The organism is Thermosipho ferrireducens, from assembly GCF_017358165.1.
Taxonomy (GTDB): domain Bacteria; phylum Thermotogota; class Thermotogae; order Thermotogales; family Fervidobacteriaceae; genus Thermosipho_B; species Thermosipho_B ferrireducens.
In genome coordinates, this window is record NZ_CP071446.1 from 17,488 (window position 1) to 42,223 (window position 24,736).

Annotated in this window: 24 protein-coding genes; 9 read left to right on the forward strand and 15 right to left on the reverse strand. The window is 34.3% G+C overall.

What is annotated here, in order from left to right; all coding sequences use genetic code 11:
* Positions 1–18: 18 nt before the first annotated feature.
* Genes JYK00_RS00100 through thiI form a run of 5 tightly spaced genes read right to left on the reverse strand, consistent with a single transcriptional unit; the run spans position 19 to position 5,544 of the window.
* Complete coding sequence (locus JYK00_RS00100) at positions 19–636, reverse strand: hypothetical protein (protein WP_207566714.1); 618 nt, start codon at positions 634–636, stop codon at positions 19–21.
* Between the two features lie 17 nt (positions 637–653).
* Positions 654–3,041: a hypothetical protein gene (locus JYK00_RS00105; protein ID WP_207566715.1), complete on the reverse strand. Its 2,388-nt coding sequence runs from the start codon at positions 3,039–3,041 to the stop codon at positions 654–656.
* Between the two features lie 26 nt (positions 3,042–3,067).
* The gene (locus tag JYK00_RS00110) at positions 3,068–3,601 is read right to left on the reverse strand and encodes a bifunctional nuclease family protein (RefSeq protein WP_207566716.1); all 534 of its coding nucleotides are present in this window, start codon (positions 3,599–3,601) and stop codon (positions 3,068–3,070) included.
* Complete coding sequence (locus JYK00_RS00115; protein WP_228288167.1) at positions 3,582–4,346, reverse strand: lysophospholipid acyltransferase family protein; 765 nt, start codon at positions 4,344–4,346, stop codon at positions 3,582–3,584. Before JYK00_RS00115 ends, JYK00_RS00110 begins: the two co-directional genes overlap by 20 nt.
* Positions 4,347–4,350: 4 nt before the next feature.
* Positions 4,351–5,544: a tRNA uracil 4-sulfurtransferase ThiI gene (gene thiI / locus JYK00_RS00120; RefSeq protein ID WP_228288168.1), complete on the reverse strand. Its 1,194-nt coding sequence runs from the start codon at positions 5,542–5,544 to the stop codon at positions 4,351–4,353.
* Positions 5,545–6,017: 473 nt separating this feature from the next.
* On the opposite strand from thiI, the gene JYK00_RS00125 reads away from it, so the two are divergent.
* Together JYK00_RS00125 and JYK00_RS00130 are read left to right on the forward strand one after the other, a co-directional pair.
* Positions 6,018–6,494, forward strand: coding sequence for a hypothetical protein (locus JYK00_RS00125; protein ID WP_207566718.1), 477 nt, complete (start codon positions 6,018–6,020; stop codon positions 6,492–6,494).
* Positions 6,495–6,521: 27 nt separating this feature from the next.
* The gene (locus JYK00_RS00130; RefSeq protein WP_207566719.1) at positions 6,522–7,586 is read left to right on the forward strand and encodes a vWA domain-containing protein; all 1,065 of its coding nucleotides are present in this window, start codon (positions 6,522–6,524) and stop codon (positions 7,584–7,586) included.
* Positions 7,587–7,639: 53 nt separating this feature from the next.
* Here JYK00_RS00130 and rsxA read toward each other — a convergent pair whose 3' ends face one another.
* The 5 genes from rsxA to rsxC are packed head-to-tail and all read right to left on the reverse strand — an operon-like array spanning position 7,640 to position 11,772.
* The gene (rsxA, locus tag JYK00_RS00135) at positions 7,640–8,215 is read right to left on the reverse strand and encodes an electron transport complex subunit RsxA (protein WP_207566720.1); all 576 of its coding nucleotides are present in this window, start codon (positions 8,213–8,215) and stop codon (positions 7,640–7,642) included.
* Entirely contained in the window at positions 8,212–8,823 is a 612-nt protein-coding gene (rsxE, locus tag JYK00_RS00140; RefSeq protein ID WP_207566721.1) for an electron transport complex subunit RsxE, read from the reverse strand. The genes rsxA and rsxE overlap by 4 nt, the downstream gene beginning before the upstream one ends.
* Positions 8,823–9,494 carry an RnfABCDGE type electron transport complex subunit G gene (locus JYK00_RS00145; RefSeq protein ID WP_207566722.1) on the reverse strand — a complete coding sequence of 224 codons (672 nt, stop codon included), beginning with the start codon at positions 9,492–9,494 and terminating at the stop codon, positions 8,823–8,825. Before JYK00_RS00145 ends, rsxE begins: the two co-directional genes overlap by 1 nt.
* Positions 9,491–10,456 carry an RnfABCDGE type electron transport complex subunit D gene (locus tag JYK00_RS00150; protein WP_207566723.1) on the reverse strand — a complete coding sequence of 322 codons (966 nt, stop codon included), beginning with the start codon at positions 10,454–10,456 and terminating at the stop codon, positions 9,491–9,493. The genes JYK00_RS00145 and JYK00_RS00150 overlap by 4 nt, the downstream gene beginning before the upstream one ends.
* Complete coding sequence (gene rsxC, locus JYK00_RS00155; RefSeq protein ID WP_207567568.1) at positions 10,453–11,772, reverse strand: electron transport complex subunit RsxC; 1,320 nt, start codon at positions 11,770–11,772, stop codon at positions 10,453–10,455. Before rsxC ends, JYK00_RS00150 begins: the two co-directional genes overlap by 4 nt.
* A 195-nt stretch (positions 11,773–11,967) precedes the next feature.
* Here rsxC and JYK00_RS00160 point away from each other — a divergent pair, with 195 nt between their 5' ends.
* From JYK00_RS00160 to JYK00_RS00190, 7 genes are read left to right on the forward strand one after another with little or no spacing between them, the layout of a single operon-like run.
* Positions 11,968–12,390, forward strand: coding sequence for a GGDEF domain-containing protein (locus JYK00_RS00160; RefSeq protein ID WP_207566724.1), 423 nt, complete (start codon positions 11,968–11,970; stop codon positions 12,388–12,390).
* A complete protein-coding gene (locus tag JYK00_RS00165; protein ID WP_207566725.1) occupies positions 12,377–14,971 on the forward strand; it encodes a valine--tRNA ligase in 2,595 nt (864 codons plus the stop codon). The genes JYK00_RS00160 and JYK00_RS00165 overlap by 14 nt, the downstream gene beginning before the upstream one ends.
* Before the next feature lie 15 nt (positions 14,972–14,986).
* Positions 14,987–16,291: a bifunctional folylpolyglutamate synthase/dihydrofolate synthase gene (locus tag JYK00_RS00170; RefSeq protein WP_207566726.1), complete on the forward strand. Its 1,305-nt coding sequence runs from the start codon at positions 14,987–14,989 to the stop codon at positions 16,289–16,291.
* Between the two features lie 13 nt (positions 16,292–16,304).
* On the forward strand, positions 16,305–16,643 hold the full coding sequence (gene rsfS / locus JYK00_RS00175; protein ID WP_228288236.1) for a ribosome silencing factor: 339 nt from the start codon (positions 16,305–16,307) through the stop codon (positions 16,641–16,643).
* A complete protein-coding gene (locus JYK00_RS00180; protein ID WP_207566727.1) occupies positions 16,640–17,881 on the forward strand; it encodes an amidohydrolase in 1,242 nt (413 codons plus the stop codon). Before rsfS ends, JYK00_RS00180 begins: the two co-directional genes overlap by 4 nt.
* Positions 17,839–18,792 (forward strand): TIGR01212 family radical SAM protein, encoded by a 954-nt coding sequence (locus JYK00_RS00185; RefSeq protein WP_207567569.1) that lies wholly within the window; start codon positions 17,839–17,841, stop codon positions 18,790–18,792. Before JYK00_RS00180 ends, JYK00_RS00185 begins: the two co-directional genes overlap by 43 nt.
* 5 nt (positions 18,793–18,797) lie before the next feature.
* Complete coding sequence (locus JYK00_RS00190; RefSeq protein ID WP_207566728.1) at positions 18,798–19,526, forward strand: DUF72 domain-containing protein; 729 nt, start codon at positions 18,798–18,800, stop codon at positions 19,524–19,526.
* A gap of 218 nt (positions 19,527–19,744) precedes the next feature.
* Here the strand turns inward: JYK00_RS00190 and JYK00_RS00195 are convergent, their stop codons facing one another.
* From JYK00_RS00195 to JYK00_RS09755, 5 genes are all read right to left on the reverse strand, one after another.
* Complete coding sequence (locus tag JYK00_RS00195) at positions 19,745–21,277, reverse strand: ATP-binding protein (RefSeq protein WP_207566729.1); 1,533 nt, start codon at positions 21,275–21,277, stop codon at positions 19,745–19,747.
* Between the two features lie 133 nt (positions 21,278–21,410).
* Positions 21,411–22,112 (reverse strand): ABC transporter ATP-binding protein, encoded by a 702-nt coding sequence (locus JYK00_RS00200; protein ID WP_207566730.1) that lies wholly within the window; start codon positions 22,110–22,112, stop codon positions 21,411–21,413.
* A 10-nt stretch (positions 22,113–22,122) separates the two neighbouring features.
* Entirely contained in the window at positions 22,123–22,938 is an 816-nt protein-coding gene (locus tag JYK00_RS00205) for an ABC transporter permease (RefSeq protein ID WP_207566731.1), read from the reverse strand.
* Between the two features lie 137 nt (positions 22,939–23,075).
* Positions 23,076–23,762 (reverse strand): S41 family peptidase, encoded by a 687-nt coding sequence (locus JYK00_RS09750; RefSeq protein ID WP_323128258.1) that lies wholly within the window; start codon positions 23,760–23,762, stop codon positions 23,076–23,078.
* Positions 23,759–24,262: a hypothetical protein gene (locus JYK00_RS09755; RefSeq protein WP_228288169.1), complete on the reverse strand. Its 504-nt coding sequence runs from the start codon at positions 24,260–24,262 to the stop codon at positions 23,759–23,761. Before JYK00_RS09755 ends, JYK00_RS09750 begins: the two co-directional genes overlap by 4 nt.
* Positions 24,263–24,736 lie beyond the last annotated feature (474 nt).

Here is a 24,736-nt window from a genome sequence, read left to right on the forward strand (position 1 = left end):
AACACCTCCCGTCAGGGATTAAAAAATAAGTGGTTTCCACAATACAGTGATAATAATGCTTGAAAGGGGGCTTATCCACCACACATGACTGAATTTTTTTATTTTCCAGATTCTATATAAAAATCCTATCCCAAGTGAAAGGAATGCCAGTCCTGGCTTTCCAGCCAGAAAAAATACAAAAAACGCAAGTCTTTCTGAAATACCTTCAAGGTCTTCAAAATCTTCATCTCCCGGGTAAAAATTTCTAAAAAAATAAGATACAGCCGTTGACACAACAGCCATTCCCAACAGATAATAAACAAATTCTTTTGAAAGATAAGAAAATTCAAAATATTTCGATACCAAAAAATTAAAGATTAAAGCTGTAAAAATCCCTGTTAGTTCTATAATATGCAAATAGAACTTATTTTTAACTTTTACACGAACGTAGTCCATTACCAGGTGTATGACTATAAAAATTACCAAAACTGTTATAGTAAAGGAGCTTTTTAACAGCGTGTCAAATGTGAAAGCAAGAATTGCAAAAATTGACCAGATCATATGCTGGAAGAGTTTTAAATTCTGAAGATTTCTTATTTTACTATTGTTTGTAAAGCCATGATCTGCAACAAAATGCCCGAGAAAAAGATGCAACATTTATATCCCTCCATTTTTTAATCTTTTAGTATTTTATATCTTATAATTCCTCTGTCTGTTACAAGATAAAGGTAGTCTGTATCAGAACCTGAACTGAAAACCTGCGCATCTACTTTTTCTATAATTCTCAACACCCTTCTTTCCGCAAGGTCGACAATAGTCACAAAGTTTTCACCAATTGTGAAGATATAATTTCCAATTTGATGAATTCCTTTATTTCCTATCCAGCCTTCTCCTATATAAATCCCGTTCCCGGTTCCAATATCAAAGAAAATAAGCCCATAATTTCTCGTGATTGCAAAAACTTCGTTTCGTACGACAATAACGTCAGTTATATCAAGACTTTTCCCTTCAGTTTCCGGTACTGAAAGAGTTAAATTAAGCTTTGGAATAAATATCTGTTTGTTAGTAAACATTATTAAATAGTTTTTATCAACCTTAAACTTTCCATATTGCCCACGTAATTCTTTTATCTTATTATTTTTTGGATCCCAGAAACTTACTGTGTTTCCAGAAAATATAGCAGTGTAGACCCCCTCTGTTGTTGCAAGAAAGTCGCCTGCGTATACCACATCGTAGACTTTTTTTACAGCCGGACTATAAAAATAGATTTTATCAGTTGTTCTAAATGACACTCCTCCAAATGACGCCTTTAAATTATTTATAGGACCATCAAGTAATTTTGTGCCATTTCCATATAACCCATCTTTATCTGCTGTATATATTACGGATTTGAAAATAGCTATTTGCTTACCAGGATATTCTAATGTTTTATCAGGGGTTAAAACAACAGAATTGCCAATTTTTGCTCCGTCAAATCTATATGGTCTTAAACGGGAAAGATAAACTTCACGTTCTTTTTCCGTCTTTGAAATATATTCTCTATAAGTATCATCTTTATATTCTGGTACCAACGTTGTTTTGTATGCGAAAAATTCTTTTAGTTTATTAACAAATTCTGTGGTTGAATAATAGGAATATACAGAACCTTTTATTGGAACAAGCTGCATATTTCCTATTTTTGCAGACGAATTTACTACTATACCATCACCTTTTCCTCTGGCAAGTTCAGGATAAAACTTTTCCAGCGAAGAACCCGAAACGTCTATGGAGAGCGGAGGTTTTGTCCCCATAAAAGCAATACTTTCTACTGAAGGAGGATTTAACTGACTGATTTTTTTCAAAAATTCTGATCCGGGAATGAGATCACTCCAATATGTATTCACAGTTTCAATGAATGTAAATATGTGGTTCTGTATTGCAGTAATTATATCTTTTTGAATATTATAAACAGCGGAAAGAGCTTCTGGATTTTTTCCATACAAAAGCGAGGAAAAGTAAACCGGATTAACTATATTAGTGCCTGAAAAAGGAACAGAAACGTATGCTACTTTCCTCACGTTTTGAATTTCAGGGTGTAGTGCCAGAGCATAATAAACTATTAAACCACCAACATCTTGTGCCACAATATCGAACTTAAAATTTTTAAATCTTTTCAACTCAGTTATTAATCTTTCTGCCTCAAATTCAATGTAACTCTTTAAACCAGTCCTTTTGAAAAAATCGTTAGCCATATCCTGATACATTTTTGAACGCGTCTGATAAAGCGGATAATTGTACAGCATAATGGTTCTATCAGGGAAAATAACAGACCACAAATTTACATCCGGATTAATTTCAGATTTAAAGTAACCAGAAAAATTTTTATCTGTCCCGGGGACAATTAACACCACAGGTTTTTCCGATACCTGCTCTGCAAGTACTTTGATTCCAAGCTCCTGTTTTTTAGGTGAAAGCACAACAACTCCTATTTTAGAACTATGGAACGATTGAGCCTCTGCGTAATATCCCTTATCATCCAGACCTATATATGAACCCGGGAATATTCTATACACGTTACTATTCTCTGGAATGTATGCCAGAGCAATGTTGTTATACTCAATTCCCTGATAAAATTCCTGTGGAAAATAATACCTATAACGTATAGGTATATAAGCCATATCGTTTTTTCCATCCGTTGGTACAACATCATAAATAGTATCCACAAAAGGAGAACTTGCAAAAAGGTCTGGATTATCCTGGGAAGTTATAGGAATAAGGTTAAATTCTTTTTTGTAGGGAAAAGCCCCTTGAGGAATTTGAATATAGAGATTTTTAACTACCGTTGTTCCCTGCTCTGATTTAATTTCTACTGTTTTTGGCCTGGTAAAAATTGAAATAAGCAAAGCAATAGAAACTATAAGTGCCACTAATCCCACTATAAACATAAGAAGTAATTTTCTTTTCCATAAACTTTTAAATGCACCAACATAATCAATTTTTGTTAATGATTTAAGAAAATCCAATCTAATTTTAATCTTTTTCTTTTTTTCCTGCGTTGTTTCTTCTTTCTTATCTTCAGGCATTTTGACACCTCACTGGTATTTTCTTTTTATTCACCTTGTTCGGAATCTTTCTTTAATCTTTTTCTAAACTCATTTATATCAAGGTTTTCAACAAATCTTTTAAACGCTTCGTCTTCTTTGTCACTACTATGCGATTCTTCAAGTTCTATAGTTTGAGTGTTAACAATCTCAGAAGCTACATAAATTGGTATATTGGATTTCAATGCAATTATAATACAGTCAGATGGTCTTGCATCAAATTCCAGAAAGCTACTTGCATGTTCCTCAGGTGGTATGGTTAAATCTTTTAATATTAGCTTTGCGTAAAAAGTGTTATCTTCTATTTTATTTATTATAACTTTTTCCGGCACAGCTTCCAGAGTTTCAATTATATTCAACATAAGATCATGTGAGAGTGGTCGAGCAAACTCTGTTTGTTCAAGTATCATAGCAATTATACTTGCTTCGCACGCTCCTATCCAGATAGGAAGTATTTTTCTCGTCCCCTCAATTTCAAGAAGTACAACAGGGGCATTATTGAGTTTGTCTAATACCAAAGCTTTAACCTTTGCTTTCTTCATTATCTAACCTCCTCTCGATTTCCTTGACCCCATTTTTTATAACATTTTCCACATAGAGTCTAAATTCTTCCTCATTTTGAAATTCTTTGGGGTCTACTAAATCATGAATCTTTATACCTGCCGGAGTTCTATGAACAACCAGACTTTTCTTTTTTAATATTTTGTGATTTCCCCATATTGAAACAGGTAACACTTTTATCCCATTTCTAAAAGCAAGTTCAAGACTTCTTGGTTTAAAAGGAAGCATTTTTCCATCTCTGGAACGTGTTCCTTCTGGAAAAATAACAAAATGAGTACCACTCTTCATTTTTTTTACCACTTCTTTTAAAGCAACCGCAGTTTGTCGGATATTCCCTCTGTCTATTAACACACTTCCCAGATATTTTAGATACCAGTTTATTCCAGGGAGTTTCCCTAATTCTTTCTTTGCTATGAAAGCAACAGGTGCGCAAAAACCCAAAATCATCGGAATATCCAGTGCGCTCTGGTGATTAGCTACAACAAGAAAATTCTCATCTACAGGAGGAATGTCTCCAAATTTGTAAACTTTAATTCCTAATAACTTAAACGCCATTCTCCCAAAAATTACAACCTGATTAATGACAAACCTTTTAGCTGCTTTTTTACTGAATAACCTGATTATAAAACCTACAACCAGAACAATTGCTCCGTATATAAAAATATAGATTACCGCACCTATTAGAAAATACAAAGTCATTATAAAATTTTTTATTTTCGTTCCCATAATACTATCCCTCGCTTTTGTTCTGAAGCATTCCATGTATAAATGTATATTTTTCTATTTTTTCATAAACAATACTTTCCAGTTCCTCTAATTCTAAAAGGCTTTGTTCGATTTTTTCAATCTCCTTTAACGAAGACTTTGTTGCCGGTCTTTTTGGAGCAAACGCAACACAGCTATCAATGTATGGGAGGATAGAAATATCATAAGTACCTATTTCCTTTGCTTTATCAATAATTTCAATTTTGTCAAAACCAATTAATGGTCTTAAAACTGGTAATTTTGATGCATCTTCAATGCTGTGTAAATTAGTAAGAGTTTGACTCGCAACCTGGCCAAGATTTTCTCCTGTTATTAACGCTTTCGCCTTAATTTTTCTTGCTAATTTATTTGCTATTCTCATCATACTTCGTCGCTGTAAAATAAGAGAATATTCATCTGGCGCATTGTTTTTTATATATGTTTGAACCTCTGTAAAAGGAACTATCCAGCATTTAAAAATATCCGGGCTGTACATTGAGAGTTTTTGGGCAAGATCTAATATTTTTCTTACAGATTTTTCGGAAGTGTAAGGAGGACTTAAAAAAGTAATGCTATTCACATCAACGCCCCGCTTTAACATATACCACCCGGCTACAGGACTATCTATTCCGCCACTTAAAAGCAATAATCCTTTACCGGCAACTCCAACAGGTAATCCTCCTGACATCGATATCTTATTACTGAATATAAATGTTTCCACTTCCTTTATTTCAATCCCAATTTTAAACTCAGGATTATGCACATCCACCGAAATCCCGGGAATATTTTTTAATATATATGAACCAACTTCGGCACTAATCTTATAGCTGCCCATTGGGAATTTTTTAAAAGATTTTTTTGTTTCAACTTTAAAAGTTCTGGCACCATTTTCGAACATTTCTCTTGCTAACTCCAGCGAAATTTCTTTAATCTGTTCAAAATCATGGGGAACGGAATATGCTACACTGACGTTCTGAATTCCAAAAACATAATTTAACTTTGGAAGAATATCATTTTCATTTTTATTTTCAAGGCGGATAACCAACCTTCCATAACGTTTATTCACTCTTGGTGCTTCTGCTATCTTTATTATATTGTCAATAAGCCTCTTCTCAAAAAAACTCCGATTTTTTCCTTTCAGTCCAATCTCTGAATATCTAACAAGTATAACTTTCTCCACATCCCTACCTCCCATCAAAATAATTCTTACAATCCATTTACTTATAATATTTTACCACATTTTTCAGATCTAAAATGAACACATATAAGGGCGAGTGTTGGTGAAAATAAGATCCATCGCCTTCGCGCTCCTCAGGATAACATCCCTCTCGTCACTTCGTTCCTCGGGATGACAGGAAAGGATTGTCATTCCGAGGAGCATAGAAGGCGAGGAATCCACCCCCATGTCATTCCGAACCCGAAGGGTGAGGAACCTTGTAATTAGCGAGATTAGCGAGAGTTAGTAAAAAATAAGATTCCTCACATGCGTTCGGAATGACAAAAAATAGCGGTGTTGGCGAGGTTGGTAAAATAAGTCTTTATATCTAACTCATTTAAAACTATGAAAATAATAAATAATAAAAATCCAAAAAAATTAATCTAATTTTTCAAATTTATGATATAATCTTAGCACACTGGAAGGGAGGTGAAGTTATGAAAAAGCTATTATTGTTAATTTTATTGATAGTCACTACACTGATGTTCGCTGTAGATTTAGGAGTGTTGGCTGGCACCGAAATTGGTGGAAGGCAGAGAACCTACATAGGAGTTCAATTTGGGACTACTGCAAGTTTGATAGGACTTTCCCTGGATGTCTACTATCCAATATCGTTTGAGGAGTTAGAAGAAATAGAATTTGAAGACATAACTCTTGTTGAATTTGACCCGTATCTCCTTCTCGTTATTCCACTCAGAGACTTGAAAATATATGCAGGTGCAGCTCCGATACTTTTACTTGATTTAGAAGAAGGAGGACTGGGACTTTATTCAGACGAAGTTTTTCATGTAAAAGCGGGTGTAAAAATAGGAAGTGGTATAGCGTTTACCCTGGAAGTATTAACAACAATGACTCTTGATTTTATGAGTACAGGAATATATGCAGTAACCGCTGGTTTGGGTTTAAGCTTTTAAACTTTTGTAAAGAAGGGAGGGATGTTTATGAAAAAGTTAATTGTTTTGACTTCATCAATTGCAATTGTAGTTTTCCTGCTTTTCAGTTGTACAAATATTCCTACACTTCCGAAAATTATACCGCCTGATCCTACAGGGGTTGTAAAACCAGATCCTGCAAATTTTGCAGGACTTGAAATATATCTATCTACAGATAAAATGCCATTTCTTGTACCCCTGGCAGTGCCAGATTATATTAGAATAAGAATAAGTGTTCCAGAACTTACCGAGCTTACAGAAGATGATATTCTGCTCTTTGAAGATAATAAAGCGCAAGGCTTCGTTCTTTTTAAAGAATCAGAGAGAAGAAGTGCTGTGGATATAATAATTGTAATAGATACCACTGGAAGTATGTATAATGCAATTGAAGGGGTAAAGGCAAGTATAATAGCATTTATAGATTCTATAAAGGGAGAAGGACTTGATGCAAGAGTTGGTATAATACCATTTGATGATGCAGCACCTGCAAGGGACATTTATATAGATGGTGTGAGCAGAGTATGGCAGGATTTAACAGATCCTGATACAGCTAAAACTTTCGCTGATAAACTTTATGCAGATGGAGGTGGGGATTGGCCAGAAAATCCATACGCCGCTCTTATGTATGCATGGGAGAATGCTTCATGGCGTACAGGAGCTCAAAGAATCCTGATATTGATCACAGACGCAACTGCACATTATGCATCTGAACCTGATCCAGGGGATGCTTATGGTGAAGACCTGTATGACAAAGAAGATGTAATAGATACAATAAGAGGTTATGGAACAGTACATGGAGCTTTTGTTCCAAAATGGCCTTATTCCGACACAAACACAGATTTCAGTGCACCGGATGATCCAAGGGAAATCGTTGTAGAAACAGGTGGAATTTTACAATACACAGATAGCATCGGTAATGTTGATCTTACTGCACTTGGAATCGCCGAATATATCGCATCAAGCTGGATAGTGGCATTTGAAAGTGACTCTCCAGCTGCAACCCATACTATAGAAGTATTCATAGAACAGGATTTACAAAAAGGTTATGCAAAACTTGAAAATGTAAACTACTAATAATTCCAGGAAAGTTTAAAAAAACAAAAGGAGCCGCTCAGGCTCCTTTTTTCTTACATTTTAATCATACCCTGGAATCCCATAAATGCAAGTGAAAGAAGAGAAGCAGTGATCAAGGCAATAGGTAATCCTTCAAACGATTTTGGTAAATCATATAATTCAAGTTTTTCTCGAATAGCACTAAATATTATCAGCGCAAGTAAAAATCCAAGCCCAGCACCCAACGCGTTAAAAATTGTTTCAAGTAATGTGTAAGTATTCATACTATTTATTATTGCAACACCAAGGATTATACAGTTTGTAGTTATCAACGGTAGAAATATTCCAAGTTCTTCGTAAAGATTTGGATTGTTCTTTTTCATAAACAACTCTACAAATTGAACAAAAGAGGCAATAACCAATATGAAAGCAATTGTACGCAAGAACCCAAGACCTAAAGCTGTTAAAAGAAGATCCACAAACCATGCAATCGTTGAAGACATCACCAGAACAAAAGTGGCAGCAAGCCCCATTCCAATTGCCGTGTCCATTTTTTTGGAAACACCCAAAAATGGACAAATCCCAAGAAACCTCATGAAAACATAGTTATTCACAAGCATTGTAGAAAGGAGAATTAAAAACACGTTCATTTAGCCTTCCCCCTTTCTTTTCTTTTCATTCCAATATAGGCAAAGAGCGCTGCAAGAAGTCCAAGAGTCAGGTACGCTCCCGGGGGAAGAATCATTAAAAATACATTAAAAGCCTTTCCCCAGAGGGTTATATCAAATAACGAACCATTTCCAAAAAGTTCTCTAATGCTTCCAAGAAAAGTTAAACTTGCAGTAAATCCAAGTCCCATTCCCAGACCATCAAGCAACGAATACCAGACATTGTTTTTTGAAGCAAATGCCTCTGCTCTCCCCATTATCACACAGTTAACAACAATTAATGGTATAAACAATCCCAGAGTTTTCCACAAATCGTATGTGTAAGCGTGCATAACAAGATCCACTATTGTAACAAAAGAGGCAATAATGGTTATGAAAATAGGAATTCTTATTTTTTCCGGCACAGCCTTTCTTAATATTGAAATAACAAGGTTTGACATAACAAGCACAGCAGTAGTGGCAAGTCCCATACCAAGACCATTTATAGCACTTGTAGTGGTAGCAAGAGTTGGACACATGCCCAGCGCCTGAACAAAAGTGGGATTTTCAGCCACAAAACCCTTTGAAAATTCCTTCCACGATCTACTCATTATTTTACACCCCCTGAAGAGAGGTACTTGAACATAGCTGTAAGTGTACTTGCGACCGCTCGTGGAGTAATAGTAGCTCCTGTCATTACATCACTTATTTTTACTATTCCAAGTTTTTTAGCTTCTTCTGGTTTTAAAAAACTTTTTCGAGCGTCTTTGTCTACCAAAACACCATTTTTTAGACCTTCATAAGGCATTGGGTAAAACCTTTCCTGAGACTCGTTTTCGGAAATCTTCGCACCAAGTCCAGGAGTTTCTTGAGAATATTCAATAACCTTTATTGCGTGAAGATCTATCCTGTCACCGTTTTTGTAGAACGAGGCAACTGTTATTACTTTTCCACCATATCCAATCCCATAACCTTTTAATACGTAAACAGTTCCCTGTGAAGTTTCAAACTTGAACACTGGAGAGATAACTGTACCACCCTCGTAGGTATACAAAACCTTCTCAGGTTCCTTAGCCTTCTCTGTGGCCTGCTTTACCAGGATATTTTTATCTATCAGCAATTTCCCATCGTGTGTTAAAACAAATTCCAGGGCTTTTAACGTATTGTTGAGCTCAGCCTGATCTATTGCTGGTTTTGCAAGGTTGTAAATTAAACCAAGAATCACACCTGCAACTAATGTAAATAACATTAATGTTACACCTGTTTTTATAATGTTCTTCATGGTTTCACCTCACCAAATATGCGAGGTTGAGTGTACCTGTCAATAAGAGGTACAAAAGAATTCATCAATAATATAGATAAAGAAACGCCTTCAGGATAACCTGCGAAATACCTGATCATAAGAGTCATCACACCACAACCAACTCCAAATATAGCCTGACCTTTTGGAGTCATAGGACTGGTTACCATATCAGTTGCCATGAACAGAGCACCGAGGATTAATCCTCCCGCTAAAATATGTAAAATAGGTGAGCCAAATTTTTCAGGATTTATCAAATAGAAAAGACTTGACATGAGAAATACCGTACCTATATAGGTTAAAGGAATCATCAACTTAATTCGCTTTCTAACCACCAGATAAATGAAGCCGATTAAAAGAAGCAACACACTTGTTTCCCCTATTGAACCTGCTCTGTTCCCAATAAAAAGGTCAAAATAACTGACATTCACATTTGAAATTCCACCTTCTTTTAACAAAGCAAGAGGTGTAGCTGTTGTCTGAGTGTCAATCCATTTTGAAAAACTAAGTGTTGGTGAATACCATGTAGTCATGTAAACAGGAAAAGAAATCAGAAGAAAGGCCCTACCGGCAAGTGCTGGATTAAATATATTCATTCCAAGTCCGCCAAACGCATGTTTCGCCACGCCAAGAGCAAAGACAAGACCTATAATCATTATCCACCAGGGAACATCAGGACTCAGGTTCATCACAAGTAATAATCCAGTAATTGCGGCACTGCCATTTGGTGTAAAAGTTTTATCTTTCCTCAAACCCCTCATTATGAAAAGCTCAATTAACTCTCCGGCAACAGCACCGAGAATACTCAAGAAAAACGCATAAAAACCAAAAAAGTACCATGCGCCAATTAAGGCAGGTATTAAAGCAATAATTACATCCAGCATAACCTTTGTTGTGGTGTCATCATTTCTTAAATGTGGCGATGCTCCTGTAACCAGCTTCATTTTTTCCTACCCCCTCTCAGGGCTCTGTATACTTTCTTGGCAAGTTTAATAGATTTTACATGTTCTATCTTAGCAGGACAGATATAAGAGCAGGATCCACATTCAATACAATCAAGAAGACCTATCTCCACAGCATCGTCAAATTTTCTTTTCTTTGACAGAAGGTCCAGAAGGTAGGGTTGTAATCCCATTGGACATACTGTTACACAATAAGAACACCTGATACAAAAAGTACTCTTCTCTTTTTTTGGAATGAGTGTAGTAATTCCGTTGTTGCCTTTTACTATTGGAGTATCTAAGTTATTGATAGGTATTCCCATCATTGGCCCACCCATCAACACTTTTACATTTTCAATATTTTCTTTAAAACCTCCGGCAAGATTATCAATTAACCACGAAATAGGAGTCCCAATGCGAACCCACCAATTTCCTGGAGTGTTGATAGCTTCACCTGTCAACGTCAAACCTCTTTCAATTAATGGTTTACCATCCACTACTGCTTCTTTAATAGCAATCATTGTGCTGACATTTTGCACAACAACTCCAACGTCCATTGGTAATCCACCACGTGGAACTTTTCTATTTGTTATGGCATAAATTAACTGCTTTTCAGCCCCCTGTGGATACTTTGTTTTAAGAGGCACAACTTCCACTTTTCCACTCCAGATCTTTTTAAGGTGTTCTATAGCATCAAGCTTGTTATCCTCTATTCCTATATAAACCTTTTCCACTTCAAGGATTTTCTTAACAATTTCTATACCTGCAAAAATATCTTCTGCTTTTTCCAACATCACTCTGTGATCAATGGTAAGATAAGGTTCACACTCAGCGCCGTTGATTATTAATGTGTCAATTTTCTTGTCTTTAGGAGGGTTAAGTTTTACATGCGTGGGAAACATAGCGCCACCAAGTCCAACTATACCAGCCTGTTTTATGATATCAAGCAGTTCCTCTTTAGAAAATTTCTCTGGATCTCCGTGTGGCAAGAGTTCCCACTCATCTTCACCTGTTCTTTCTATTGTTACAGCCTCTACAGCAACTCCATATATTACATTTGATACCTTTTTAACATCTGTTACTGTACCCGTTACAGGTGAATGAACATATCCGGATATAAATCCATTTGGTTCTCCAATAACCTGACCAGTTTTTACTTTCTGACCAACTTCTACTACCACTTTTGCCGGTGCCCCCGCGTGTTGTTGCATAAAAATCACTACTTTTTCAGGCAACGGTGCAACTTTTATAGCAGAAGTTTTAGACAACTCCTTTCTATACGGTGGATGCACTCCACCCTTGAAAGTAGCAAGTTTCAAGAATACCACACCTCCTTTCAATATCACATAAACTGCTAAAATTATAGCATATACTCCAAAAATGCAATAAACGTGGTATACTTCTTTTAGACACTGTAACATTAATAGACAGCCTTTAAATTAACAATATCTTTGCCATTTTTATGTATCTATATGTATGTTATAATTTAAAAAAATCGGTCTGGAGGAGATTTTATGGAATATTTACTTAAATTATTAAACGGAAGCTGGATAGATGACGTTACAAGGTTACCAAACGGGGAATTTGCAAAAGAAATTCTGAATGTAATCAAAGATTCCAGGGAAGAATTTTTCATTATAAAAATAGTGCTTAATTTTCCGGCGGAAAAGGTAAACGAAAGCAATTTTGTTATAGCAAGAGCAGCTTCTGTTATAAAACACAGTGTAAGGCTTCCCAAAGATTTTGTTTGCAGGGTTAGCGAAAACGAGTTCTGGATATTATTACATGGGGTAAATAAAAATGTGGCAGAGCAAATTGCCACAAGAATAAAAGAATCTTTAGATTATTTATTGGTATCATTTGGCAACAAACAGATAAAAATAAATACTGACATAAAAATAGAAAAGTTAGGAGGTGCACCAGATGAGTCTCAATGAAATAGGAATAAGATATGACCCGAAAAACATAGAAACGAAATGGTACAGTTTCTGGCTTGAAAAAGGTTACTTTTCTCCAAAAGAAGGTGAAGACACTTATACCATAGTCATTCCGCCTCCAAACATAACCAGCAAGCTACACCTTGGACATGCCTTAAACATCACTCTGCAGGACATCCTCATAAGATTTAAAAGAATGCAGGGATACTCTGTTTTGTGGATTCCTGGAGAAGATCATGCGGGAATAGCCACACAGACAGCAGTGGAAAAATTCCTTGCAGCCAAAGGGCAACACAGAGAAGATCTTGGCAGAGAAAAGTTTGTTGAGATCGTCTGGGATTGGGCTAACACCTACAGAAAAACAATAAAAGATCAGATAATGTTAATAGGAGCTTCCGTTGACTGGAGTAGAGAAAGATTTACTCTGGACGAGGGACTTTCAAAAGCTGTGAGAAAAGTATTTGTATCACTTTACAAAAAAGGACTGATTTATAAAGGAAAATATATAGTCAATTGGTGTCCGCGGTGTAAAACAGTACTTTCCGATGAAGAAGTGGAGTATTCAGAACATGACGGAAAACTTTATTACATAAAATACCCATTTGAAGGAGAAAATGGAGAAATAATAATTGCAACGACACGCCCCGAAACAATGCTCGGTGATACTGCTGTAGCGGTTCATCCATCAGATGAACGATACAGAGCGTATATTGGTAAAACAGTAATACTACCGTTAATAGGAAGAAAATTAAAAATAATAGGCGATGTTCACGTAGATCCAAAATTTGGTACAGGTGCCCTTAAAGTGACTCCGGCACATGATCCCAATGATTATTTGATAGGCCAGAGACATAATCTGGAATATGTAAACATATTTAACGAAGACATGACAATCAACGAAAATGGTGGGAAATACATAGGACTTGATAGATATAAAGCTCGAGAAATGATAGTGGAAGACCTTGAAAAAGAAGGTTATCTGGTAAAGATAGAAAACATAAAACACTCAGTAGGCCATTGTTATAGATGCAACACAGTAATTGAACCAATGTTAATGGATCAATGGTTCGTTAGTATGAAACCCCTTGCAGAAAAAGCAATAAAAGCAGTTGAAAATGATGAAATAAAGTTTTATCCAGAACGCTGGAAAAAAGTATATCTAAACTGGATGTACGAAATAAGAGATTGGTGTATAAGCAGACAATTATGGTGGGGACATAGAATTCCTGTGTGGTACTGTCAGGATTGTGGACACATAAATGTGGAAGAAAATGTGGAAAAATGTGAAAAGTGCGGAAGTACAAATATAAAGCAAGATGAAGATGTCCTTGATACATGGTTCTCTTCGGCATTATGGCCAATAAGTACTCTTGGATGGCCTGAAATAACTGAAGATTTGAAAAGATTTTATCCCACAAATGTGCTGGTTACAGGTTTTGATATTATATTCTTCTGGGTCGCAAGAATGATAATGATGGGCTATGAATTCATGGATGAAAAGCCATTTAGTGATGTCTATATTCATCAGCTGGTTCGGGATAAATATGGACGAAAAATGAGTAAGTCCCTTGGAAATGGAATAGACCCTGTAGAAGTTATAGAAAAATACGGTGCTGATCCAATGAGATTTACACTTGCCATACTTGCAGCTCAGGGAAGAGACATCAATCTTGATGTAAAATACTTTGAAGTTTACAAAAAATTTGCCAACAAGATCTGGAATGCTACAAGATTTGTACTTATGAACCTTGAAGATTACGAAGAAGTACCTTTAGAAAACTTAAAACTATCCGATAAGTGGATACTTTCAAGAACCCAAAAAGCGATTAAAAGAGTAACAGAAGCACTTGAATCTTATGAATTTAACATAGCTTCTCGTGAAATATATAATTTCTTCTGGGATGAATTGTGTGACTGGTATATAGAATCTGTGAAGAAGAGACTTAGAAGTGAAGAAAAAAATCTTGTGCAAACAGTGCTGGTAAAAGTACTCGATACAAGTTTAAGATTATTGCACCCATTCATGCCATTTATAACCGAAGAATTATGGCAGAAATTACCTGTTAAGGGTGAATCGGTAATGACAGTCAGCTGGCCTGAATACAATGAAAATTTCATAGATGAAGTGAGTGAAAGAAAATTTGACACATTAATGAAAATAATTAAAGGAATCCGAAATGTTCGAGCTGAAATGAACATACCACAGACTACAAAAGTTGAAATAACAATTAAGGGAGAAATTAGTAAGGAAGAAGAAGCGTATTTGCATCATTTGGGAAATGTTTCAAAAATCGAGTACTCTGCAGAAAAACCAGCCCAAAGTGCCAGCGCTTATGTAGATGAAAAAATGGAAGTTTACGTAAAGTTAGGCGAATTAATAAATATCCAATCTGAGATAGAAAGGTTGAGCAAAAAAGTAAAAAAACTGGAACAGGATGCTGAAAAGTTTAGAAAAAAACTCTCTAATCAAAAATTCTTGAACGGTGCCCCTGAGGAAATCATAGAAGAAGCCCGGGAAAAACTTCAAAATATAGAAAATCAAATTACTAAAATAAGTGAAATCATAGAGAATCTCAGATAAAAAAGAGGGATTTACATGGATTTCATAGATGCTCTCGAATATTTATACCGGCAACGTCCGTATGGCAAAATAAAACTCGGGTTGTATAGAATAGAAGAACTTGTCGAAAAACTCGGACACCCGGAAAAAAAATTTAAAAGCGTTCATATAACAGGGTCTAATGGAAAAGGCAGTGTAACAACCTTCGTACATTATTTAATGAAAGAACATGGATACAAAGTGGGGGGATATATTTCTCCCCACTTATCGACTATTTTTGAAAGGTTCCCGTTAAATGGTGGATACATTTCAAAAGATAGGTTTCTGGAAAGTTTTCTTAAAGTTAAAACTTCTTGCGAGGAAATGGATAAAAAAGGCGAAGAATATGCCCCCAGTTTTTTTGAATTTACCACAGCACTTTCATTCCAAATTTGCGCTGATGAGGACGTCGATGCTGCTTCCATAGAAGTAGGTTTGGGAGGGCGATACGATGCTACAAATGTTATAATTCCAAAAGTTTCAGTAATAGTTACAGTTTCACTGGAGCACACTAAAATACTGGGAAACACTATAGCAAAGATTGCTTTTGAAAAAGCAGGAATAATAAAAGAAAAAGTTCCTGTGGTACTGGGAAATCTCCCACCTGTTGCAAGAGATATTGTACACCATGAAGCTCAAAAAAGACAGGCCCCGATATTTGAATACAAAAAAGACTTTGATTTTGAAGTAAAAGATTACAAATTCAATATGAACACTTTCGACTATTTCGGAGATACAACTATCAAAAATATTCCAGTGAAAATGAATGGTACTCATCAGCCAATAAATGCTTCTATAGCTTTGAAAGTGTTTGAGATTTTCCATGGGAAACTTGACAAAGATGCTGTAACCCGCGCTTTTAAAAATGCTTTTTTACCAGGACGATTTGAAATGTATAAAGGGTTTCTTTTTGATGGTTCACACAATCCACAGGCTGCAGAAAAGTTTGTTGAAAATCTCTCACTTTATTTTCCAGACAAAACGAAAACTGCTATTATTGGAATACTCGACGACAAAGATAAAAATTCTGTTTTGTCTACCCTATGTCCGGCATTTGATAAAATTATAATAACAAAACCACCTTCCCATAGAGCGGTGAACTCTTACGAAACTTATGAAATAGCCCGTCAATTACATGACAAAGTATCTTACATAGAAGATCCAATAAACGCTTTCGAGAGGCTAAAAACCATGGAAGGCGATTTAAAAATAATTGTTGGTTCCTTCTATTTAGTGGGATATATAAGAAGTTATCTTGAGAAAGGATTTGTTGATAAAGAATGGGATGTTATGCGGAGGTGATTGGTTGAAAACTATAGAAATTATCGAAAAAATATGGGCAAAACTTGTTGAAAAAGAGGCAATAGATCCCATTGTGCTTGATATGTCCCGTACAAACATTCCCACAGACTATTTTGTAATAATGACTGCTAATAGTAATATTCATATGAAAAGTTTAAGAGAATCTATACTGGAATTACTTGAAGAGATAGGAAAAGAAGTTATATATTGGGACAAAGGCGATGAGTACGATTGGCTTTTAATTGATGCGGCAGACATAGTAATCCATATTTTCACGCAAGATGCCAGGGAATTTTATGATCTTGAAGGGCTATGGATAGACGCTGAAAGGATAAGGGTGCTTGAGAAATGATATTAAAAAATGGTCTGGTTTTTAAAAGCGATGAAAATACCCTTGAAAAGTTAGATCTGAGGATAGAGAACGGAAAAATAAAAGAAATAGGAAATAACCTTATTGCCAGCAAATATGAAGAACTTTACGATTTAAATGACAAACTAATATTGCCTGGATTTATAAACACGCATACACACGCAGCAATGGTCATATTTAGAGGCATTGTTGAGGATAAATCGTTCGATGACTGGCTTTTTAAAAATATCATTCCGCTTGAGAGTAAACTCACATCTGAAATAATATATTGGGCAACGCTCCTATCTCAAATGGAGATGGCAGCAAATGGTATAGTTGCATTTTGTGATATGTATATGTACGAAGAAGAAACCGCCAAAGCTGTTGCAGATTTTGGTATGAAAGCACTTTTAACCAGAGGCCTTGTAGATGATAATGGAGATGATGGTGGAAGACTTGCTGAAAATTTAAAGCTTTATGAAAAATGGCATGGATACAATGAAAGGATTTACGTAGGCCTGGGTCCACACGCTCCATACACCTGCTCCATTGAATATCTAAAAAAAGTTTGCGATATTGCAAAAAAGGAAAATATGGTTGTCACAATGCACTTGATGGAAAATTCCTGGGAAAAAGAAAAATTTTCTATAAACCAACTTCTAAAAGCAGGGTTAGCTGATATCCACTTTTTAGCCGTACACTGCGTGCACCTTGATGACAACGATATAAATCTGCTTGCAAATACTAACACCTATATTTCCCATAATCCTTCCAGTAATTTGAAACTTGGCAATGGTATAGCTCCTATTCAAAAGATGTTTGAAAAAGGTCTGAAAATAACGTTCGGTACCGATGGTGCAGCAAGCAATAATAGCTTGAATGTACTATTTGAGGCAAGACTTGCCTCACTGCTTCAGAAAAAGGATAATCCTGAAAATATGAAAGTGACAGATGTTTTAAATATGCTAACAACAAATGGATACAATGCTCTTGGACTGACTGGAGGAAAAATAAAGGTGGGAGCAGACGCTGATCTGGTCGTTCTGGATTTAAACACTCCTTCTTTTTATCCAAAAGAAAATGTAATCAATCACATAATTCATTCCACACCAAAAGTTTATGCAACTATGGTAAAAGGAAAATTTTTATACATAAATGGTAAGTTTCCAACTGTAAACGCAGAGGAGGTTTATAAAAAATTTACGACTTTTTACAGGAAGGTTATAGGTACAGAAAATTAAGTGTAGAACTAAAAAAAAAGTACGGTGAAAAAGTTTACAGACTCCCAATAAATGCAGGGTTTTCCTGTCCAAATCGTGAGGATGGAAAACCTGGATGTTTATTTTGTGATGAAACAGGAAGTGGGTTTACTACTATAAAAGGTATTGATATTAAATCTCAAATTGCGGAAATGAAAGAAAGATATTTCAAAAGAGGAATCAAAAAATTCATAGCATATTTTCAGAATTATTCAAATACATACGCATCACCAGAAGTACTCAAAGAGATTTATTATCAAGCTATAGACAAGGATATCGTTCAAATTTCCATTTCAACACGCCCTGACTGTGTATCAGACGAGATACTTGATTTGCTTGAGCAGCTTAGAAATAAAATTGAAGTTTCAATAGAAATGGGTCTGCAAACTGCCAATTATCACACATTAGTGAAAATGAACAGAGGTCATACACTCGCTGAATACATAAATGCTGCCATGAAAATTAAAAACAGAGATTTTGAACTTGTTTCTCATGTAATTCTGAATCTTCCAGAGGATAATATGTTAGATGTCATTGAAACTGCAAAAATCTTATCTGTCCTTGGTGTTGATGGAGTAAAAATCCATTCTCTTTATATAGTAGAAAACACAATCCTGGGAAAAATGTATAAAAAAGAGAAAATCAAAATAGGTACACTTGAAGATTACATAGAAAGGACTGTTAGATTTTTAGAATATTTATCTCCAGAAATTGTAATACATAGATTAGTTGCTGATCCACCAAAAGAAGGCACAATATTTGGAAACTGGAATAAACCGAAGATCCAGATTATAAACTTGATAGAAAAAGCTCTTGAGGAAAAAAATACATATCAGGGAAAAAGATTTCTAAGCTGGTATACTCCCAAAACTGAAAAGTTCAAAAAGCAGTGATTTATATGCTTTATATTGGAACATCAGGGTGGAGTTATGAGCACTGGAAAAATATTTTTTACCCGGAAAATCTCGAAAAAAGTGAATGGTTGAAGTACTATTCTAACCATTTTAATACAGTGGAAGTTAACGCAACATTTTATAGACTTCCCTTTGAAAATATAGTTAAAAGCTGGTACAGAAAAACACCAAAAAGTTTTTCTTTTTCAATAAAGGGTCCACGATTTATTACTCACAAGCAAAAATTAAAAAACATTTCAGGCCATTTAGAAAAATTCATTAAAAGAGTTAACTTTCTAAATGAAAAGTTAAAAGTTATATTATGGCAATTACCCCCATCTTTAAAAGCAGACGAGTTACTTTTAAATGAGTTTATTGGCCTTCTTCCAAAACATGTAAAACACACTATTGAATTTAGACATCCTTCCTGGTTTACTGATAACATATTCAATCTATTAAAAGAAAACAATGTAAGTTTTTGTATTACCGATTCTTCAAGATATAAAGGATTATGGATAAAAACTACTGATTTTGTCTATGTAAGGCTCCACGGTCCCGCAAAATTATACGCATCAGAATACGGTGAAACACTTTTAAAAGACTTTGCAAGAAAAATTCGAGAGTTTAATTGCAAAACTTATATCTATTTCAACAACGATTTTAATGGTTACGCTTTAAAAGATGCAAAAATGTTAATAGAAATTCTGAAAAAGAGTAACTTCTATTCAGTGTAAGATTCTTCGTCACTTCCTTCCTCAGGATGACAGAAAACAGCGATGGTTAGCGAGAGTTAGCGAGGTTGGCATTCTCAAAACATGTCATTCCAAGGGGGAAGACGGCGAGGAATCCACCACCCATGTCATTCCGAACCCGAAGGGTGAGGAATCTTAATTTAGCGAAATTGACGAAAGCAGGAAAGAATTGGTAAACCAAACATCCCACGCAACTATTTTTATATCTTTTCTATTTTATACTCCACAATATTTCTTAATTCAGATGAAATGTTAATACCAATAAGGTAAATCTCTCTTCCAGAATATTTTTCATAATATTTTTTTGTTTTTATTTGCTCTAATGCTTCATTTGAATTTTTATCTATTTTTATCTCAAATATATATACTTTATTTGCATATTTTACAACAAGATCACTTCTTCCCAGATTTGTTAATTCTTCTGCCACTACGTCTAAACCTGAAGCTGCCATTATCGTGTATATTAACGAATGATAATAACTTTCTTCTCTTTTATGCAAATTATATGGTATCGAACTAATTATTTTTTTTATTTCTTCAATTATTCCTTTTATATCATTTTTGCATATTTTCTCATATATTATATTTTCCATTAATTCTACATTTTTTAAATGGTAATTTGCTTCTAATATAATTTTTGAAAAACTGTTTTTTACTTCAAGATTTGGATAGTCCAATATATATTTTTCTTTTAATCCAATTTTTTTAGTTCTTTTAAATGTTAAATATCCAGCCTGGGTAAAAAATATGTTCGCGCTTGCAGCTTCTATTTCTCGGGAAGAAAAGTCCAATTCACTCACAGGATATTTTACCAGTTCCTCATACGTTATCTCCTTTTCTTTTATATATTCATACAAAAATGATGGAGAACCACTTTCGAACCAATAGTTTTGAAATTTTCTTTCGTCAAAAAACTTTAGAACAGAAAACGGATTATATACAAATTGCTTGCCGTCAAATGAAAAGCCATTATAATATGACTTTATATTTTCCAAAAGCTCATCTTTACTTATTCCCAGTTCTCTGGCTGTTTCATATATATGTTCTTTGAAATAATACTCTAACTCTTCCTGGGTATATCCTAGCATCTGCGCATATTTCTTGTTTAACGATACATCGTTTAAATTATTTAAAGCAGAAAATACACCTGTTTTTGTAAATTTCGTTATTCCTGTTATAAATACAAATTTTATATATTCATCTTTTGATTTTATAGTTACATAAAAATTTCTTAGGATCTCCCTATATCTTTCTGCTTTTTCTTTATTGTTTATGTTGTCAAGTATAGGCTTTTCATACTCATCTATAAGAATCACTACTTTACCTTTTTTCGATAATTTCACTATCAATTCGTCAAATGCATATTTATAATGCTTAGACTTTATATCTATATTATGTTTTGTTGCTTCATTCATCACTATATTTAATATCCCTTCTTTTAATTCTTCTTCACTATCACTTATTACATCCAGCATACTTATTTTTATTACTGGAAATTGCTTAAAACTCCATTTGTTATATATATAAGTATTTCTAAACAATTCTTTCTTTCCTTCAAACAAGCAATAAAGTGTTGATATAGTTAGACTTTTTCCAAATCTCCTTGGACGGGATAAAAAATAAAATTTGCCATTTTGAATCAGGTTGTATATATACATTGTCTTGTCTACATAAACATAGTCTTCCATTATCAACTCTTCAAAATTTTGAACACCTATCGGCAACTTCTTCACGTTCTCATCTCCAGGTAACTATTTATAAATTATTATATCACGAAAAAAATAATCTTACTTTATTTGTTCATCTTTTGCTATTCATGATGCCACCCTATATACACCTGGAGAAAAAAACACGTTGACACTTTGCTTAGATATAACTCAAAAGTGTATTTTCCATTTCCAGGTGAGTATATTCTTTAACATTTAATTCTCCGAGCTTTTCGCCTCTTTTTAGAATTATTATTCTATCCATTTTTTTTAATTCTTCTATTTCGTGTGTTGCAAAAAGAATTATTTTTTTTCTTTGAACAAGTTTTTCAACAAGATTGTGTATTTCATTTCTTGTTTTTATATCCACACCACTTGTTGGTTCGTCAAATATGTATACTTCTGCTTCTTTCATCAATGCCCTTGCTATATCCAGCCTTCTTTTCAATCCTTTTGATAATTCCATATATTTTATGTTTTTATATTCTGTTAATCCAGTTTCCGTAATCACTTTTTCTACAGTCAGCCTCAAATCTTTTCCAAGCAAGCCATTGAGTATTCCAAAAAATTCCAGGTTTTGTTTTACAGTCAGCCTATAGTAAAAACTTCTTTCTATGCCTGTTGATATACTTATCATTTTTTTAGCATACTTTTGATTCTTGAATAAATCAATTCCATCTAATGTAACCTTTCCATCATCTGGTATCAAAAATGTCGCTATTATTTTTAATAAAGTTGTTTTTCCAGCACCGTTTTCACCAAATAGTGCTATCTTTTCGCCTCTTTTTATTTTTATATCTATTCCTTTTAATGCTTCTATTCCATTTTTGTACTTCTTTCTTATTTGCCTTATTACAAGCACACTATCCACCTCAATACCAGGTAAGTGTTCCATCTTTTCTTGCTTTGTTGAAATTTGTATTAAACAACCATATTCCTAATGGAGCAATGATTAGTCCCATTGTTAGTATAATTAACAAACCTTCTTTTATTTTGATAATATCGTATCCTTTTAGCAATGTCTTTCTTAAAAGGTCCATACCATATGTTGTAGGAAGAAGATACGATACTCCCCTCAAAGGGAAAGGCATAATTTCTATGGGATAGTATATGCCAGAGAAAAGTCCTGATAGAGTGAAATATATCCAGCCTATCGGATCGCCCCTTTTTGTTATAAGTATCATTGCAGCTGAAAGTAATCCTATCCCGGAAAGTGGAAGCATTACTACTATCAACACCAAAAGCGCTGAAAATATATTGGGGTTTATTTCTACAGAAAAAAACCACACAAGTGCAAAGAACATAATTATTATATTTATTGTTGTAAATAAAAATTTGCTCAAAAAATTAAAAATGAAAAGCTGCCAGAATGGAGTTTCAGAAAGCAAAAAATACTCAAGTGTACCCATATTTTGCTCTCTCTGAATTGAAGTTTTAAAAGTAGATAAAGCAAGATTTGTATAAGACATAAATACAGAACCTGTAATAAAATATGCGAGAATATCCCCGCCGTATTTTTCTATCAAAGGGAAATAATTTCCACCAGCTATAAATTTACCTATAAGACCAAACTGGATTATTCCCACAAAACCACTTAAAAAGCCCAATATAAACTGTGTTCTATACGAAAACCAGATAATTATGTCTCGCTTTATAAAGCTAAACAGCTTCAGGAAAAACTTTATCAACTTTTATCCTCCTCTATTTAAATCTCTGTTGAAAAATATCAATTCAACAAACAATTGAAATTTTATTTATTATCAATAAACTCTATTGCCTTTTCAAGCATTGGATCAGAAATACCAGCTATCCATTCCAACTTTTCTTATGTTGTCATTGTGATTTCATAATCTGGTGTTATTTCATAATATTCTGGAAAATACATATATGAACCAGGAATATAAGCATAAAGTTTTACTGCTGGTAAATAGTGCATAATACCACCACGGGTAGTATTTATTGAGTAAACAGGCTTTTCACCTATTACCTTTCCAAATTTATTGTTTTGAACAATAGCTGTGAAAACTAACGCCGCAGATGCTATACTACTATCTACAAGCACCCATACTTTTCCTTCAAAAGCAGGAGGTATTGGACTTACTATCAAAGATCTACTTATTTGAATAATTTTCCCTTTTGTACTTTCATCATAACGAATCCCTGCCATTTCTAAAGCCTTTATATTGTATTTAGAATTTTTTATACGTTCTTTGTATTTCACATAAAGCTTTTCTTTCACTAAATGTCCCAGTACTTCTGATACACTATCCAATGTTCCTCCGGGATTTCCTCTTATATCTATTATTAGGTCTGTTATATCCTTGTTTTTTTCAAAAATTTCTTTTAAAAATTCTCTGAAATCATTAAACAGATATCCTCTAAGTTTAAAACTATATATCCTTAATATCCCTATATTTCCTCTTCTTTCAAATTCATAAAGTGTTCTTGAGATTCTTTTATCTTCTTGAACTTTCTTTAAAGCTTCTCTTTTTGTTATAGCATCTACCTTTATTTTTTTCTTAAATTGTTATATTCAAATTCTATTTTTACACTTTTTTTGTTCCAGAAAGTTGGTATTGAAATAAGATATCTGGTCAAAAAGCGTTCTTTGAGCTCTGTATTTTCTCTTATATAAGTGTATTGTTCAAATTCTTTTATAATTTCTTTTGAAGGAATACCGTCTATTTTTAAAATCTTTGCTTTTACCGGTATATTATCAACTAAAGAGAAAACAACATAGATATCACCATCTATAACATAGGGTGAAAAAGGAAAAACTAAATTATTATATGAAAAAGGAAATGCTATACTACAGTGGTAATCATTTAAATAATGGAAAAGTGGTGCAACTGTTTTGAAAAACTCTAATTTATCCATAGGTTTGTCAAGTTCTTTTCTTATCTCCTCAACAATCTCTGTAAACTCTGGTTTTTTAACCAATCCATATGGATCGATATATGCCTCTTTTAGGAGAGTAATTAAGAAATCAAAATCTCTTTGCAACTTTGCCACTTCAACTTTACCTGCAAATGTTATGGATGAGAAAATAATACTTGTTAAAAAAATACAAATAGCAGCACTTTTTTATGCTTTTTCATAGAATTCTCCCCTTTTAATACTTTGCATTATACGCTCGGAATGAGAAAAAATACTTACCTTACCAACATTACTAATTACAAGATTCTTCGTCGCTTTGTTCCACAGAATGACAATAAAGAATATGTCATCCTGGGTAAAACACCAGCAAAGCCGTTCTTTTCCTCCTTGGGATGTCATCCTGAAGAACACGGTGACGAAGGATCTTATTCCTTTCCCTAACCTTGCTAATCTCACCAACTCTCGCCAATCTCGCCAACACCGCTAAATATAAGATTCCTCACCCTTCGGGTTCGGAATAACAGGTGCGGCGGATTCCTCGCCGTCTTCCCCCTTGGAATGACATGTTTTGAGAATGCCAACCTCGCCAACGCTTGCTAACTCTCGCTA